This is a genomic window from Schleiferilactobacillus harbinensis DSM 16991, from assembly GCF_000425885.1.
Lineage (GTDB): Bacteria > Bacillota > Bacilli > Lactobacillales > Lactobacillaceae > Schleiferilactobacillus > Schleiferilactobacillus harbinensis.
Genome location: NZ_KE384471.1, coordinates 62993 through 77952, shown reverse-complemented (window position 1 = coordinate 77952; position 14960 = coordinate 62993). Strand labels below are relative to the sequence as shown.

The following is a 14960-nucleotide window of genomic DNA, read 5'->3' as shown; positions in this document are numbered from 1 at the left end:
GCAGAGGGAAATCAATTGGCAGAAAAATCATATACGGTCGCGATCCTCGGGGCAACGGGTGCTGTGGGCACCCGCTTGATCACGCAGTTAGAACACTCCACGATTCCAGTGAAACAGGTGAAACTGTTGGCGTCATCCCGGTCCGCTGGTAAACAATTATCCTTCAACGGGCGGCCAGTTACCGTCGAAGAGGCCACGCCGGCGTCCTTCCAGGGGATCGATTTGGTCCTGGCCTCTGCGGGCGGCGCTGTGTCTAAAGCGTTATTGCCCGCAGCCGTGGTGGCTGGTGCAGTCTGCGTGGACAACACCAGCTACTGGCGAATGAACGATCACGTGCCGCTGGTGGTGCCCAAAGTGAATGCGGCGGCGCTGGCGGAACATCACGGGATTATCGCCAACCCTAACTGTTCCACGATTCAAATGGTGGTTGCCTTGGCGCCAATTCGCCAACAGTATGGGCTCAAGCAAGTGATTGTCTCCACTTATCAGGCAGCCAGCGGCGCCGGGCAGAGTGCGCTGAATGAGCTTTATGCCGAAGCCAAGCAGGCTGTGAATGGCGAAGAAATGACGGCGAACATTTTGCCGGTGAAGGGGGCGGCGCACCACTATCCCTTGGCGTTTAATTTGCTGCCGCAAATTGATGTCTTCCACGATGACGGTTATACCCACGAAGAGTGGAAGATGATCCACGAGACCAAAAAAATTCTGGTGGGCGATAAAAACAGTCCCGACCCCAAAGTGACCGCCACCTGTGTCCGGGTGCCGGTACCCATCAGTCATGGGGAATCCGTCTATATTGAGACAGAACAGCAGCCATCCCCAGCCGACTTGCGAGCGACGCTGACCGCCGCCCCGGGTGTCGTGGTGCAAGATGATCCCGCCCAGCAGTTATATCCCCAATCGCTGACCGCTACCGGCAAACGGGATACGTTCGTCGGCCGGATCCGCGCCGACGTCGAAAATCCCGGCAGCTACAACCTTTGGATCGTGTCCGATAATTTGCTCAAAGGGGCCGCCTGGAACACCGTTCAAATCGCCGAAGAGTTGGTCAAACAGAACCTAGTCCATGTGGCGGCCGGTGATGCCGCTTTGTTTTCTGACCAGGATTAATCGCAGGAACGTAAAAACGCTCTGACGGGAAAATGTTCTCGTCGGAGCGTCTTATATTTTCGTGGTAGATATCCTGGTGTTCTGCGTATCTAGTGCCAAGTGCGTAGCAAGCGGAGGCGGATGGGGCTCAGCCATGGAAACAACACGGCGGCTTTGCCGCCGATGTTGTTAGGCGATTTTGAGACTGCGCAGCAGGCTCAAAACGCCGTCATGGCGTTCCAGCCCCATCCGCCGCAGCTTGCGGAGCACTTGGCACGGCGTACGAAGAACAAACTCTATCCCAGCTTACTTCGTCAGATAAACCTTCACTTCATAAGGCCGCAACGTGCTGCCTTGATCATCATCATAGTTGCTGAGAATCAAGTTCGTATTCGCCGGCGCCGCCGCGTAATCACGCGTGATCGTATCCTTGCTGAAGTTGGCCGTCAAGGTCAATTTTTGACCTTCAAACTCCCGAGTATACGTCCAGGTCTGTTCGTCATCCGGATCCAGCAATGTGTAATCACCATACGTGATGATTGGATACTGCTTGCGCAGCGTGTTCATCTTCTGGTAGAAGTAGAACACCGATTCCGGATCAGCTAAGGCCGCCTTCACATTGACCGTATCGTAGTTGGCATTCAGCTGGATCCACGGATCCACACCCTCTGGGGTGAAACCAGCGTTAACTGAATCATCCCACTGCATCGGCGTCCGGGCATTGTCCCGGGAAGAATGGTGCAGGGCGGCAATCATCTGATCGTTAGTCAGCACCTGATGCTGCTCTACCAAGTCACGATAGGCATTGCGGGATTCGATATCCTTGTAATCTTCGATGGAGTTGAAGTTCATGACGTTGGTCATGCCGATTTCTTCCCCTTGATAGATATACGGCGTCCCTTGCTGGAAGTGGAGGACCGCGCCCAGCATCTTAGCCGACCGGACCCGAAACTCCGGACTGTCGTTGCCGAAGCGGGAAACGACCCGGGGCTGATCATGGTTGTTCCAATAGAGGGAATTCCAGGCCTTGCCATTCAGTTCGGTCTGCCACTTGCTCATGATGCGTTTCAGGTTAGTCAGCTGCCACTGGTGCGGGCGCCACTTCCCAAGTTCTTTGTCGCTGTCGACTCCCATATGCTCGAATTGGAAGACCATATCCAGTTCATGGCTGTTAAAGCCGGCATACTTCAGGGCATCATCTGGGTGGACGCCGGGCGTCTCGCCCACAGTCATGATGTCATACTTGCTCAAGACCTTTTGGTTCATTTCTTCTAAGTATTCGTGAACGTGGGGCCCGTTGGCCGGTTGCCGCGGTACGGGGTGCTCAGCGGTAGGCGCGAACTCTTTGGTCTTCGAAATCAGGTTGATGACGTCCATCCGGAAACCGTCAATGCCCTTATCCAGCCACCAGCTCATCATATCGAAGACGCTGTTGCGCACCTTAGGATTGCGCCAGTTCAAGTCAGGCTGTTTCTTTGAGAAAAGATGCAGGTAATATTGGCCGGTCGTATCATCAAACTGCCAGGCGCTGCCGGAGAATGACGATTTCCAGTCGTTGGGTGCGTGACCATCCACCGGATCCTGCCAAATGTAGTAGTCCCGGTACGGATTATCCTTGCTCTTGCGGCTTTCCATGAACCAGTGGTGCTCGTCGGATGTGTGGTTGACCACTAAGTCCATGACGATCTTCAAACCCTTAGCGTGGGCCTCTTTCAACAACGCGTCGAAATCCGCCATGGTACCGAAATCGGGCATAATTGCCTGATAGTTGCTGATGTCGTAGCCGTTGTCATCGTTCGGAGAACGATAAATCGGGTTGAGCCAAATCACATCCACCCCAAGTTTCTTGATGTAGTCCAGCCGCTGCCGAACGCCATCCAAATCGCCGATGCCGTCCTTATTCGAGTCTTGGAATGAGCGGGGGTATACTTGATATACGACCGCTTCTTGCCACCAATGCTTGTTCATAGTAAAAATACATCCTTTCCTTTTTTGCCTATGCTTCCACCTTACCACGAAACCGTTTCAGAACGGGTAAATATCCCGTAAATGTTAGCGGTATCAGGCAGCTGACATTAGTTTTCCAAGATCAGCAGGCGGCGAATGGCACCGGATAACAGGCTGACCGGCAATTGATGCAGTTCGCGGCAGGCTTGCGGGTCGGCCAGGATACGCAAAAGCTGAATGAATTCAGGCTGATTATGCGTATTAGGCCCGATCAAGACAATGACCAGCCACAGCGGCAGCTGGTCTGCCCGTTGGAAGCTTTGCTCATTGATCAGCGGAGCGGTCACCACCCGGGGATCATCGGATGTGGGGGGATCAAAGCAAAGCACTCGGATGCCTTGTTTGGCCAGCGTCTTGTTCTTCCCGGGCCAAGCCGCGACGCCGGCGAGAAACAGGTCTGGGGAAGCAATCACCTGTTGTTCCGCGAGCCGCTTGCCGACTTTTTTCAACACTGCGTCGTACCGGGTAGTGGCGACGGGTTGTAATTCAACGATCATTTTTCCTTTTCCCCCCTTGGCAAATCAACCGCTTACGTTACTTGCTTGATCCGTGCAAAACGATGCGGATATGCTACAGTAGAGATAGCATAAGTGGGAAAATTGTGCAACTGGTATATAGGTAACAACTGTTATGTATGCAACAGTTGACAAAATGTCCGGTTGAGTTGGTAGCCTGATTTTCCCACTTGTTGGATAATGTAGGACATGGGCCGCAAACCAAAAAGGGGGTGACGTCATGTCATTGGGGGAAAAGCTATTTAAGTTGCGCAAACAGGCCGGCTATTCCCAGGAGACAGTTGCCGAAAAGGTGGGGGTCACCCGGCAGACAATTTCCAAATGGGAAAACGACCAGGCGTTACCGGAAATGATCAAAGGAAAATTATTGGCAGAACTCTATGGCGTTACATATGACAGCCTCGCCAGTGAAATTACTGGCACGCGGACAATCGCCGCAGCAGCGGATCCAACGCCGGACATTGATTGGACCAATGCCTGGAATAGGAGATACCCGGTTTTAACTCATTATCACGACGATCCGAAGTCCCATATCATGCGGTCCCAAGTATTCGGGTTGTACGATGATATTCAGAGAGAATTGGGGCTTTCTGAACTCGATACTTTCCTCGTCATGCGTGATATGGTGTGTGAGCGGTACCGGCAGTATACCCGCAACCGGGGGAAACCTAACTGACAGCTGGAATACAGGGCAGTATCAGCGATATGCTGATGCGGCCTTTTTGTTTAACACTGAGTGAGATAAGAAAAGCTGATTTAGCTCTTAATACTGACATACCAGTTGCTAAAACATTGTTTTTGTGTTTCGCTTAAGAAAACTGTCCACAGCATCGGACACAACTCCGGACGCCTTCTGGACAAATGTCGTTAGTATATTAGATGGGTGAGGTAAATGAGAGAACGGACAAAAGAGCTGCTGACTCTGCTGGCCCGCGCCGATGGCTATGTCACCGCTGAAGAACTGGCCAACAGCTTAGCAGTATCGAACAAAACAATTTATCGCCTGGTAGAAAGAATCAATGCGGCCCATACCGAGCCGCTGATCGTGACCAGCCGCGGCAAAGGCGTCAAGCTGTTGAGCGAAAACGCGGCGGCCCCGGTGAAACCGGTGATGCCCAGCGGTCACAGCGAGTTTTCCCCGTTGCAGCGGCAGAATAAAGTGTTGCTGACGCTGTTATTCAAGGCCCCATATTATGTTCAGCGAATTCAACTTTTCGCGGCATATTATGTGAGCGATTCCGTAATTCAGAGTGATCTCACGGCAATCAGCAATTTGCTGGCCGCCGATGAGTTGAAGCTGGTCCGAGATCACACGCAAGTGGCGGTTTCCGGTAAGGAAGAGAACATTCGCCGGGCCATCAATCACACCCTGGAACGGCTCAATTTATTCTCGGTCACCAGTATTTCCGAATTCAGTGCTGGCGCCACCGGTCTGGATAAGTTTGACCAAGCCTTCATCGTGGGCGAGATCAACCGCATTGAGCGCACGATCGACGGCGATATTCCCTATCCGTACAACATTAATTTGTTCTCCCATATGTATACCCTGATCATGCGGGCGCGGAACGGCCGCTGGGCCGAAGCCGATTACCAAATGACCCCGGTAGATGTTCAAACCGCCCGGGATAATGCGGTGCTCTATGAGTTAGCCAAGGTCATCATCGGTGATTTTGACCGGTATCTGGTGACCCAGCTGCCTCTCACGGAAGAACTGAACATCTTCCAGTATCTGCTCTCCATTCAATTGGGCGGGGAAGCGTCGCAGCTTTTGCCCATGGCCCCCGAGGTATCAGCGTTCACCAGATTTCTTACGGACCAAGTGGCCCAGCAGAGCCACCTGGTCTTGGATGCCGCCTCCTTGACGGATCTGGAGCGGCATATTCAGCCGATGCTGAATCGGCTGCGCAACGAGATCACCGTTAAGAACGTCTGGCTGACAGAGATCAAGAAGCAATACGGCGACTTGTTCAAAGTGATTGCCCAGGCGTTGACGGCAGCGGCTAAACATTTTCGTTTGGCCCCGATCAGTGCTGACGAAGCCGGGTTTGTCACTCTGTACTTCGCCCGCTGCATGGAGGAACAGGATCGGCCCAAGCGGGTCGTGATCATGTGTACTAGCGGGCAGGGTACGTCGGAGCTGTTGCGGGTCAAGGTCAACAAGTACTTCCCGGATCTGGTGGTGCCGGCGGTGATTTCCACCGCCCAATATACGGAGGACAATATGAGCACGTGGCATCCGGACGTGGTCTTATCCACTGTTCATGTCCAGCCCATTGATCATGTGCCAGTCCTGTTGGTCAGTGCGTTATTCGGCGATTTAGACCGCACCAATCTGCGGCACATCCTGAATGACCAAGTGGAGGCAGCCAATGCGCATTGACGTATATCCGACGACCACCATTGGCTTTCGCCCGACACTGACCGCGGTGGGCGCGTACCTTGCTGCAAGGGGCATTGTGCCGAGTGCGTCTGTATTTTGCGAAACGGCATTAGCCCGCGAACAACTCGGCAGTACCAGTATCGGCGCCGGGCTAATGGTGCCGCATTACATGGCGGCGGGCTTTACCCCCGCGCGACTGGTGCTGGTGCCGATTCATGCCGACGCCAGTTGGGCGGGGGTGGACGGCGAACCGATCCAGCTGCTGCTGATCACCTGCTTTGATCCCGCTATGCCTCAACCGGCGTTCCGCGATCTGCTGCGAGCGCTGGCGGATCCCAACAATGGCGCTCGGCTGATTCAGACACCGGATGCAGAGTTAGCCGCGGTGGCGGCTAAAATGATGAAAATGGAGGACAACAATGGGCTTAATTAGTGAATCACTCGTATTCCCAGAGCAGACATTCGCCAACAACGAAGAAGCGTTGCGCTTTTTGGCGGAGAAATTGAACGCTGCCGGCAAGGTGCATGACGACTTCTTCGATGCCGTTTGGGCCCGGGAACAAAAATTCCCCACCGGTTTGCCGGCGGGCAAGATCAACGTGGCCATTCCCCACGCCGATGCCAAATATGTCAAAGAATCCGCCATCGCCGTGGCGACGCTGGCCAAGCCGATTCAATTTCACAACATGGCCCTGACCGATCAAGAATTACCGGTTAGTCTGATCATGATGCTGGCCATTCATGAACCCCATGGACAAGTGCAGGTGCTGCAAAACGCGATGGCTCTGTTTCAGGATGAAAAGCATCTGGCCCAGTTATTGGCTGAACACGACGCGCATACGTTATTTGCCGACTTGGACAAGACTCTGGCCGGCATCTCGTTAGACCAATGAGCGCGCTGAAACGGGTCCTCATCGTCTGCGGCGCTGGAGTGGTCACCAGTACAGTGGCCATCGAACGGCTTCAGGAAGAAATCAACCGGCGCGGTTTGCAACACCAAATCAGCCTGACCCAGGGCAACTTCCAAGATGCCCTGGCGGATGGTGATACATATGATCTGGTTTGCACCACCACTGTAGTGCCCAATGGCATGCCAGAACATATGCTGTCAGCATTGCCACTGGTCTCCACGGTTGGCGTGGACCAGTTCTACACCATATTTTTTACCAAATTAGGTTTGCCGCAATAATAAAACAGACTATTTGAGAGGGGTACTTTCTCATGAAGTATATCGTCGATGCCATTATGTACATCGTCAATCTCGGCCCCACCGTCATGATCCCGATCGTTATGCTGATCTTCGGGCTCTGCATGCGGGTGCCGTTTGCCAAAGCCCTGCGGGGCGGTTTAATGGTTGGGATCGGCTTCATCGGGTTGAACGCGACTGTGTCCATCCTGACCAGTGTCATGAATCCGGCGATTAAGAACATGATCGCCATTGCCCACATCAACTTGAAAGTTATTGATGTCGGCTGGCCGTCCGCCAGTGCCATTGCTTATGGGACGGCGGTCGGGGTTTCTATGATTCCCCTAGGCATTTTGATCAACATCATCATGCTGCTCACCCAGACCACTCAGACCATCGATGTGGATATCTGGGATTTCTGGCACTTTGCTTTCAGCGGGTCCTTGGTTTATCAATTGACCCACGACATTGTTTTGAGCCTGTTCCTGGCTTCCGTCAACATGATCGTGATCATGGTCATTGCCGACCGGATGGCGCCGTTATCTGAAAAATACTTAAGCCTGCCCGGGATTTCTATCCCCCACGGCTATGCCGGTTCTTTCGTGCCCAGCGCTATTGTCATTAACTGGATCCTGGAGCGGATTCCCGGCGTGAACAAAATTCACTTGAACGCCGAAGACTTCAACAAGCGCTTCGGTGATTGGGGTGAGCCGACCCTGCTGGGCTTCGTCATCGGCTGTATTATCGGGGCCATCGCCTATGCGGCCGCGCCGGGGGTTAACGTCGCGGATAAGATCGGCAAGATCCTGCTGATGGGCGTGACCCTGTCTGCGGTCATGGTCATCACGCCGAAGATGGCTGCTTTGCTGCTGCAAGGGGTCATACCGGTTTCTAACGCCATCACGGGTTGGACTCAGAAGAAGTTCTCCGGCAAACGCAAGCTGTACATTGGGATGGATACCGCCGTTGGGATCGGCAGTCCCGTCGTTCTGGCCTGCGCGACCTTGATGATTCCGGTGGCCTTGATCTTTGCCTTCATCCTGCCGGGCAACCAATTCCTGCCCACCATCGGGCTGGTCGGCTTCGTCTTCATGTTTCCGCTGATCGTTTCCGTGGTCCACGGCGACTTCTTCCGTTCCTTCATCATTGGGGCGATCAACGTTATTCTGGGTCTGTGGATCGGCACCAACCTGGCGCCGTTGATCACGAAGGCCGCTCGGGCCGCGAAGTTCCCGATCCCCAAGGGCTCTTCTCTGATTTCCAGTATTGACCACGGTTCCGACCCGTTCCCTTGGTTGCTGGTGCAAGTGGCCAACTACAAGTGGGTGGCCTACATTCTGGGCATTGCCCTCTGCGCGGTATTGGTTCTCTGGAATCGCCATCACATCGTTGCCGACGCCGAGACTGGTTCTGCCAAGGCCAATGCGCAATAATATAGACGGCAGTCAGTGCCATCAATAAGAAAGGTGTTCATAATTATGAAAAAGATTCTCGTAGCCTGCGGTGCCGGTGTGGTCACCAGCACGATTGCCATTGGCAAATTACAAGAAGAGTTAGACAAACGCGGTGTGCCTAAGGACGAATACAAGATCGACCAAGCCTCGATCCCCGAAGTACCGTCCATGGCCGATGACTACGATTTGGTCATCACCACCACCCAATACAAGAACCCCAATGGCAAGCCCGTCACTAACGGCCTGCCGTTCCTGACCAATATTGGTCTGGATCAAACAATGGATGAAATTATCAAGCATCTGGACTTGAAGCCCACCAAGTAATTTCTTCTATCAACAAGTAACACCCAGTCGTCGCATTCGTGTGATAACTGGGTGTTTTTGTATGCCGCTGTAGCCCTGCCGGTGCCGCCGCCCTTGGTTGGCTGTTGATTGCCAGTGGGCGAGGCGCTTCGTTAGACTGATATTAGATAGAAAAGCGATGGCTTCTCTATTCAGCAAGACGAAAGCGAGGTGAGGGGATGCGTTCAGGGACGAAAGTCATCTTAACGCTCATGGGACTAGTGGCCTTAATCGCGCCATTACTACTGCTGGTGCTGGCGGCACCGGCAGTGTCCTGGCTGATGCCGCTGCGGCGGTGGCTGAGTGATCAGGCGTGGTTAGGCACCACCGCGGCGATCCTTAGCCTATGGACACTGGTCTATCTCTTGGGGGCGATGTTGCGGATACTCTTCAAAAAGGCGACGACCGATCAATTGACCTTTGCCACTAATCAGGGGCAGCTGCACATTTCGGAAACGGCAGTGGCGAACACGGTGGAACGGGCCGTCGTTGCAGAACACCCGGTGACTCGGGTGGACGCCCGCGTGGCACTGCTCGATCGGGGCCAAAAAGCTCGGGTCACAGTACAAGCGTTCACCCACCACGACCAGGGTCTGAAGCAATTGGGGGCCGACATCGAACAGACGGTGCGGGACAAAGTACAGACGACCTTGGGGATTCCGGTGGAAAGAGTACGGGTCACCGTGGCCCCGGGCAAATCCGCTAACGCCCGGGTGATCTAGGGACAGAAACGGAAAAGGATGGTGAAACCAATGAGTCGCGCCATGAAATATGCCTTGATTGGCGGTCTGATCACGACGGCCATCATTCTGGCCGGATTCTGGTCAGCCCTATTGATTGTTGCCGTTGCCGGTATTTGCTGGGTGATCGGCGCTTTCCAAAGCGGGGAGATCTTGCCAGTGCTGAAACGCATTCAGCAAATGCTGCAAACGAATTGAGTCAGCAAGTGACAGAAAGCAGAGGTGCAGGGGAATGGATGCAACGCAAGACGCAGTAACCAAGACACCCATGGTGAGCACGCTGAGCTTTGCCGATGGGGTCATTACTAAGATCGCTGGGGTGGCGATCCGCGAGGTGGACGGGGTGCTGGCCATGACCGGCGGCTTCTTGGACGATATCGCAGATAAATTCCGCAATCAGGTCGACTTGACCAAAGGCATCAGTGCCGAAGTCGGAGAAAAACAAGTTGCCATTGATGTGGATATTGTCCTGGAATACGGGCGTGATGCCCAACAGATTTTCCAAAAAATCTGCGATCGGGTCCGGGACCGGATTGAGGGGATGACCGGACTCACCGTCGTGGAATTGAACGTCCACGTCAGCGACGTATTAACTCGAGAAGCGTGGCGCAAGCAGGCCACAGATAATGCATTGGCGCGGCAGAAGAAGCTGGCCACCCAAGGTGTGTAGGGACAGAAACGAAAGGAAGATATTAAATGACCACAGCAACGATGGACAACAAGCAAATGACCGGCGTGAACAAGGAACTCTCTTTCAATGACAATGTGATCGCTAAGGTCGCTGCCCACGCGGCCAGCGACATCGAGGGCGTCTTAGATCTCAAGGGCAGTATGATGGATAACATGACGAATATGTTCACCTCCGGCGATACCCGCGGGGTCAGCGTGGATGTGTCTGATGACGCTGAAGTGGCCGTTTCCTTCGAAGCCATTCTGGAATACGGCAAGAGTGCGCCAGCCATCTTCGACCGGGTGGTGAACACGGTCTGCAAGACGATTCCGGAACTCACGGGGTTGAAGGTGACCGAGGTTAAGATGAACGTGAAGGACATGCTGACTCGGGAAGAATGGACCGAAGAGACTAAGAAGAACGACGACGATACCCACAAGTAACCATTTGTAGAACGTTGACCGCTCGTCAACGTTCTTTTTGCTGTGTTTTGCGGTGCGCCAGACCGTTGTGCGTACCGGCCAGCAGGGGTGCAGCTCAGTTAGGAAAAGTTTAGTAAAATTACTTGCGGCGTGCAAACAAATAACGGATGCTTAAAAGGCAGCTGTTTTTAGGGATTTGGCTTCTCTTTGGCTTAATCTTTGTGAATACTCGTCTAAGAACCCTTTTACAGCGGGTGCCTACCAACTTTCGCTAAACTACTTTGTAAAAAATAGAATAACCTCCGTTATTCACACTTTGTTCATAAACATCCGTTAGTATAGAGAACGGTTGAGATAGAACTTAACCACCCCAATAATTCAACTTTTTTCATTTCCTTCCCCCCAAGTGAACATGAAAAAAAGACTGACGATCCCCCAATCGTCAGCCACCCTTACTCCTTTTACCGCTGGTCCCCCAACCAGCGGTTTTTTTGTACACAGAGGGCGCAGGCCGACGGTTAGCGGCGTAGGCATAAGGAGCAGGATGCATAAAACCCGCACTTAGGTTTTATGCATCCTGCTCCTTATGCCCTAGCCGCTGTCGGCCGGAGCCCGTTTAGGAGAAGAAGCCGCGGCCGGCCCCATCCTTTTTAAAGAAAGCCTCACCCTCGCCACCCTGCCCCAAATGTGTCAATAATGTAAGACCAATCGCATCGAATCAGTTTCGTCCTACCCCCATTTCTGCTAGACTGGTCCCATGAGTAATAATTAAGCGGCTCATTGGAAGGTAGGTATGATTTATGGCAGATACGACAGACTACGCCGCCAGTGTCGAGCACTTATCCAAGAAGATGCACTACGTTCAGATTTTGAAGGATGTGACTTTTTCTGTGGGTAAGGGCCGCATCCTGGGTCTTTTGGGACCAAACGGGGCCGGCAAGACGACGACGCTGCGGATCATGGTGCATTTGATGCGCCCGACCAGCGGTACGGTGACCATCATGGGGGAAGATGTTGAAAAGAACTTCACCAAGGCCATCGCCCACGTCGGGGCAATGATCGAAGCGCCGGAGTTCTATAATTATCTGACCGGCTTCAAGAATCTGCGCCTCCTGGCAGATATGAGCCGGAAACAGATCAGCAATGAAGATATTAACGCAGTCTTAAACCGCGTCGGTTTGGCCAATCATGGCAATGCCAAAGTCAAGACGTATTCTCTGGGAATGCGCCAACGGTTGGGTGTTGCCCAGGCTATTTTGCACAAACCGGAAGTGTTGTTGCTGGATGAACCGATCAATGGCTTGGATCCGGCGGGCGCCCATGATTTTCGGACGCTGATGAGTGATTTGCGCGATCAAGGCACAAGCATTGTCATTTCCAGCCATATCTTAAGCGATATTCAATCTCTGGCTGATGATTTGGTGGTCTTGCAGCACGGTCAGGTGACGTACCAGGGGACCATGGATGAGTTGATTTCCCACGGCACCAACCACTTGACCTTGATCACCGCCAAGCCGGACGACACGGTCGTCATTTTGCAAAAACTGCAAATGCGCTATACCCGCAAGGCCGATACCTTTGATATTGAGGTACCTGCTGGCGATCCCCATGCGTTCCAGAAGCAGCTGGCTGAAGAATTGTTCAACGCCGGCATCCCGGTCACGACGATGCAGCTGAAGCAAGCCAGCTTGGAAGAGAGCTTCTTGGCGCTGACCAAAGAGGAGGGGGAGAAAGCCAATGTTTAATCTATTTCGCAATGAATGGCGCAAACTTTGGGCGAAGAAATCATCCTGGATTCTGTTGCTGATCGCAGCGGTGATCTCTGGTCTGACCGCCTGGGGCGCCAAGGCATTGAACACCAGCTTCACGGTTGGGACCAACGGTGCCGCAACTGGCGGCAGTACTGGCGCAATCAAGGCCGCGGATGCTTTTTCCTCGATCTTTTCCAGCGGGGCCGCCTTTGTCGTGATTTTTGCCATTGTCATGACGGCCATCATCATTACTGAAGAATTTGCCAAAAATACGATCAAAATCTTACTGACTCGGCCGTATTCCCGCCACGCCATTCTCTTTTCCAAACTGTTAGCGAGCTTTGCATATCTGGTTGTTTCACTCTTGACCATCTACGTAGTCGCTGCACTCTTTACCGGGGCGTTCTTTGGCTTCGGCGGCTTGGATAAAGTGGTCGGCCATGGGATGAATTCTTGGCTCTATGGCCTAGCTGATGTCGGGGTGAATGTGCTCAGCAGTATGTTCTACCTGTCGATGGTTTTTGTGCTGGCAGCAGGGATGCGATCCCAAGGGCTGGCCATCACGTTCAGTATTCTGATGCAGCTGGTGCTTGGTATCTTCAGCGGTCTATTGGACGTGCTGATGACGACTAAGAAGTGGTACTGGATCAAGTGGAATCCGTTCAATTTGATGGCTTATAATCCGTTATCCAGTTCGCAAGCAACCGGGGCGGCGGCCTTGAATGTTTGGGGCTGGCTGATTGGCTTAGTGATCTATATTGCGATCTTCTACCTCATCGCCGACTACATCTTCAACCGCCGGGACGTTTCCCTGTCCTAGCTTGCGCCACGCCCCATTTCCGAGTATTCTGTTGGGGAATCAAAAAATCGAATAGCAGGGGAGTCGCGTTAGCGGCTGAGAGGCGGGTGTGACCCGCGACCCTTTGAACCTGTCAGATCATGCTGGCGTAGGGAGTTGCGGATGGTAGTCCGCATTCATGTGGTGTAAGGCCCTGGCTAGCTGTGATCTTGACGGCGGTCAGGGCCTTTTGCTATTCCCCAAGGAGTGATTGACAGATGAATGCCAGTGTTGCGATTCAAGTACTGCCCATGTATCCGGATAAGCAGAAAGTGGTAGCCATTGTGGATAAGGTGCTCGATTATATCAAGTCCACCGGCGTCACTTACGATGTCAGTGCCTTTGAAACCAGCTTGGAGGGCGATTACGACCAATTGATGGACATTGTCAAAGAAGTGCCCAAAGTGGCCGTGAAAGCTGGGGCCGACGCGCAGATGGTGTACGTTAAGATCAACTATTTCCCGGAGAGTAAGGGCTTGACGATTGCGGACAAAGTGACGAAGTACCGGGAATAACCGGACGAAAAAATGCGGATCGCCTAAAACTCAGGCGGCCCGCATTTTTGTATCCGGTCGTTATACTGAATGATCCGTGGACTCATCGGTCAGCCGGCCCAGCTCAACCTGGGTGGTGACATGACAAAGATCGTATTGGGACGTGAGCAGCCGGTCGCAGCGTTCCAGGAAGGCGTTGTTATCCGCCATGGTGTTGCGCACCAGATGGACGGTACAGGCGTTCTCGGTCGTACTCAACGGCCAGATGTGCAGGTCGTGGATCTCAATTACACTGGGGATTGCCAGCAGCGATTCCCGCACCTTATCCAAGTCGATATTCTTTGGTACGGCATCCAAGGAGAGCCGGGCGGCATCCATCAGCAGATGCCAAGTGGTGATCAGGATGATCACCGCGATGATCAGACTGATTGTTGGGTCCAGCCAGTACCAGTCGGTATACAGCATCACGAAGCCGGCAATGACGACCCCGACGGAGACGGCAGTGTCGGCAGCCATGTGGAGAAAGGCGCCGCGAATGTTAAGGTCGTGTTTCTGACCAGAAAGGAAGAGAAAAGCGGTCAAACCGTTGATCACCACCCCGACAGCCGCCACGATGATCACGGACCAACCGGAGACCGGCGCTGGGTGCTGGATACGCTGCAAGGCCTCAATAATGATTCCGCCGATCGCCACCAGCAAAATGACGGCGTTCAGCAGGGCGGCCAGAATAGACGAGCGCTTGTAACCATAAGTGAATTTCTTGGTGGCCGCGCGCTGGCTGAGGGCCATCGCGGCCCAGGAAATGGCCAGCCCTAAGACATCAGAAAGGTTGTGACCAGCGTCGGCCACCAGGGCGAGAGACCCCATCGCGAGACCGACCCCGCCCTCAATGATGATAAAGGCGGCGTTTAAACCAATGCCCCATTTGAAGGCTGCCGTATGATCCTGCGGCGGCGTGGGTTGAGAATGAACATGGGCCATCATAACACCTGCTTTCTCGAAATATTGCTTCACTAACATATGAATGTATGCTCATGTGTTCATACGTACAGTGTAGCACATCGCCCATTAA

General features: G+C 53.3%; 18 protein-coding genes and 1 riboswitch. Of the genes, 15 read left to right on the top strand and 3 right to left on the bottom strand.

Translation table 11 applies throughout. The annotated features are described in order from the left end of the window. The first annotated feature begins 15 nt into the window (after positions 1-15). Positions 16-1110 carry an aspartate-semialdehyde dehydrogenase gene (locus H627_RS0115775; RefSeq protein WP_027829691.1) on the top strand — a complete coding sequence of 365 codons (1095 nt, stop codon included), beginning with the start codon at positions 16-18 and terminating at the stop codon, positions 1108-1110. Positions 1111-1395: 285 nt separating this feature from the next. Here the strand turns inward: H627_RS0115775 and H627_RS0115770 are convergent, their stop codons facing one another. Both H627_RS0115770 and H627_RS0115765 read right to left on the bottom strand, forming a co-directional pair. Then, a complete protein-coding gene (locus H627_RS0115770) occupies positions 1396-3057 on the bottom strand; it encodes a glycoside hydrolase family 13 protein (protein ID WP_027829690.1) in 1662 nt (553 codons plus the stop codon). Positions 3058-3164: 107 nt separating this feature from the next. Then, the gene (locus H627_RS0115765; RefSeq protein ID WP_027829689.1) at positions 3165-3593 is read right to left on the bottom strand and encodes a PTS sugar transporter subunit IIA; all 429 of its coding nucleotides are present in this window, start codon (positions 3591-3593) and stop codon (positions 3165-3167) included. A 238-nt stretch (positions 3594-3831) separates the two neighbouring features. On the opposite strand from H627_RS0115765, the gene H627_RS0115760 reads away from it, so the two are divergent. The 14 genes from H627_RS0115760 (at position 3832) to H627_RS0115695 (ending at position 13909) form a co-directional block, all read left to right on the top strand. Next, on the top strand, positions 3832-4287 hold the full coding sequence (locus tag H627_RS0115760) for a helix-turn-helix transcriptional regulator (protein WP_027829688.1): 456 nt from the start codon (positions 3832-3834) through the stop codon (positions 4285-4287). Positions 4288-4503: 216 nt separating this feature from the next. Continuing rightward, positions 4504-5991, top strand: a complete 1488-nt coding sequence (locus H627_RS0115755; protein ID WP_027829687.1) for a BglG family transcription antiterminator — start codon at positions 4504-4506, stop codon at positions 5989-5991. Next, positions 5981-6424 (top strand): PTS sugar transporter subunit IIA, encoded by a 444-nt coding sequence (locus H627_RS0115750; protein ID WP_027829686.1) that lies wholly within the window; start codon positions 5981-5983, stop codon positions 6422-6424. Before H627_RS0115755 ends, H627_RS0115750 begins: the two co-directional genes overlap by 11 nt. Beyond that, positions 6411-6884 (top strand): PTS sugar transporter subunit IIA, encoded by a 474-nt coding sequence (locus tag H627_RS0115745; protein WP_027829685.1) that lies wholly within the window; start codon positions 6411-6413, stop codon positions 6882-6884. The genes H627_RS0115750 and H627_RS0115745 overlap by 14 nt, the downstream gene beginning before the upstream one ends. Then, the gene (locus H627_RS0115740; protein ID WP_027829684.1) at positions 6881-7180 is read left to right on the top strand and encodes a PTS sugar transporter subunit IIB; all 300 of its coding nucleotides are present in this window, start codon (positions 6881-6883) and stop codon (positions 7178-7180) included. Before H627_RS0115745 ends, H627_RS0115740 begins: the two co-directional genes overlap by 4 nt. A gap of 32 nt (positions 7181-7212) precedes the next feature. Beyond that, positions 7213-8610: a PTS galactitol transporter subunit IIC gene (locus tag H627_RS0115735; protein WP_027829683.1), complete on the top strand. Its 1398-nt coding sequence runs from the start codon at positions 7213-7215 to the stop codon at positions 8608-8610. A 45-nt stretch (positions 8611-8655) separates the two neighbouring features. After that, positions 8656-8955, top strand: coding sequence for a PTS sugar transporter subunit IIB (locus tag H627_RS0115730; RefSeq protein WP_027829682.1), 300 nt, complete (start codon positions 8656-8658; stop codon positions 8953-8955). Between the two features lie 197 nt (positions 8956-9152). Continuing rightward, positions 9153-9695 (top strand): alkaline shock response membrane anchor protein AmaP, encoded by a 543-nt coding sequence (gene amaP / locus H627_RS19520; RefSeq protein WP_051225500.1) that lies wholly within the window; start codon positions 9153-9155, stop codon positions 9693-9695. A 30-nt stretch (positions 9696-9725) separates the two neighbouring features. Further along, positions 9726-9911: a hypothetical protein gene (locus H627_RS0115720; RefSeq protein ID WP_027829681.1), complete on the top strand. Its 186-nt coding sequence runs from the start codon at positions 9726-9728 to the stop codon at positions 9909-9911. 34 nt (positions 9912-9945) lie between these two features. Further along, a complete protein-coding gene (locus H627_RS0115715) occupies positions 9946-10383 on the top strand; it encodes an Asp23/Gls24 family envelope stress response protein (RefSeq protein WP_027829680.1) in 438 nt (145 codons plus the stop codon). Between the two features lie 26 nt (positions 10384-10409). Further along, on the top strand, positions 10410-10826 hold the full coding sequence (locus H627_RS0115710; protein ID WP_051225499.1) for an Asp23/Gls24 family envelope stress response protein: 417 nt from the start codon (positions 10410-10412) through the stop codon (positions 10824-10826). 779 nt (positions 10827-11605) lie between these two features. Then, positions 11606-12550 carry an ABC transporter ATP-binding protein gene (locus tag H627_RS0115705; protein WP_027829678.1) on the top strand — a complete coding sequence of 315 codons (945 nt, stop codon included), beginning with the start codon at positions 11606-11608 and terminating at the stop codon, positions 12548-12550. Further along, complete coding sequence (locus tag H627_RS0115700; protein WP_027829677.1) at positions 12543-13376, top strand: ABC transporter permease; 834 nt, start codon at positions 12543-12545, stop codon at positions 13374-13376. The genes H627_RS0115705 and H627_RS0115700 overlap by 8 nt, the downstream gene beginning before the upstream one ends. 46 nt (positions 13377-13422) lie before the next feature. After that, positions 13423-13527: riboswitch (TPP riboswitch) on the top strand. Between the two features lie 85 nt (positions 13528-13612). Then, positions 13613-13909: a thiamine-binding protein gene (locus H627_RS0115695; RefSeq protein WP_027829676.1), complete on the top strand. Its 297-nt coding sequence runs from the start codon at positions 13613-13615 to the stop codon at positions 13907-13909. Positions 13910-13969: 60 nt separating this feature from the next. Here the strand turns inward: H627_RS0115695 and H627_RS0115690 are convergent, their stop codons facing one another. Next, entirely contained in the window at positions 13970-14869 is a 900-nt protein-coding gene (locus tag H627_RS0115690) for a cation diffusion facilitator family transporter (protein ID WP_027829675.1), read from the bottom strand. Between the last annotated feature and the right edge of the window lie 91 nt (positions 14870-14960).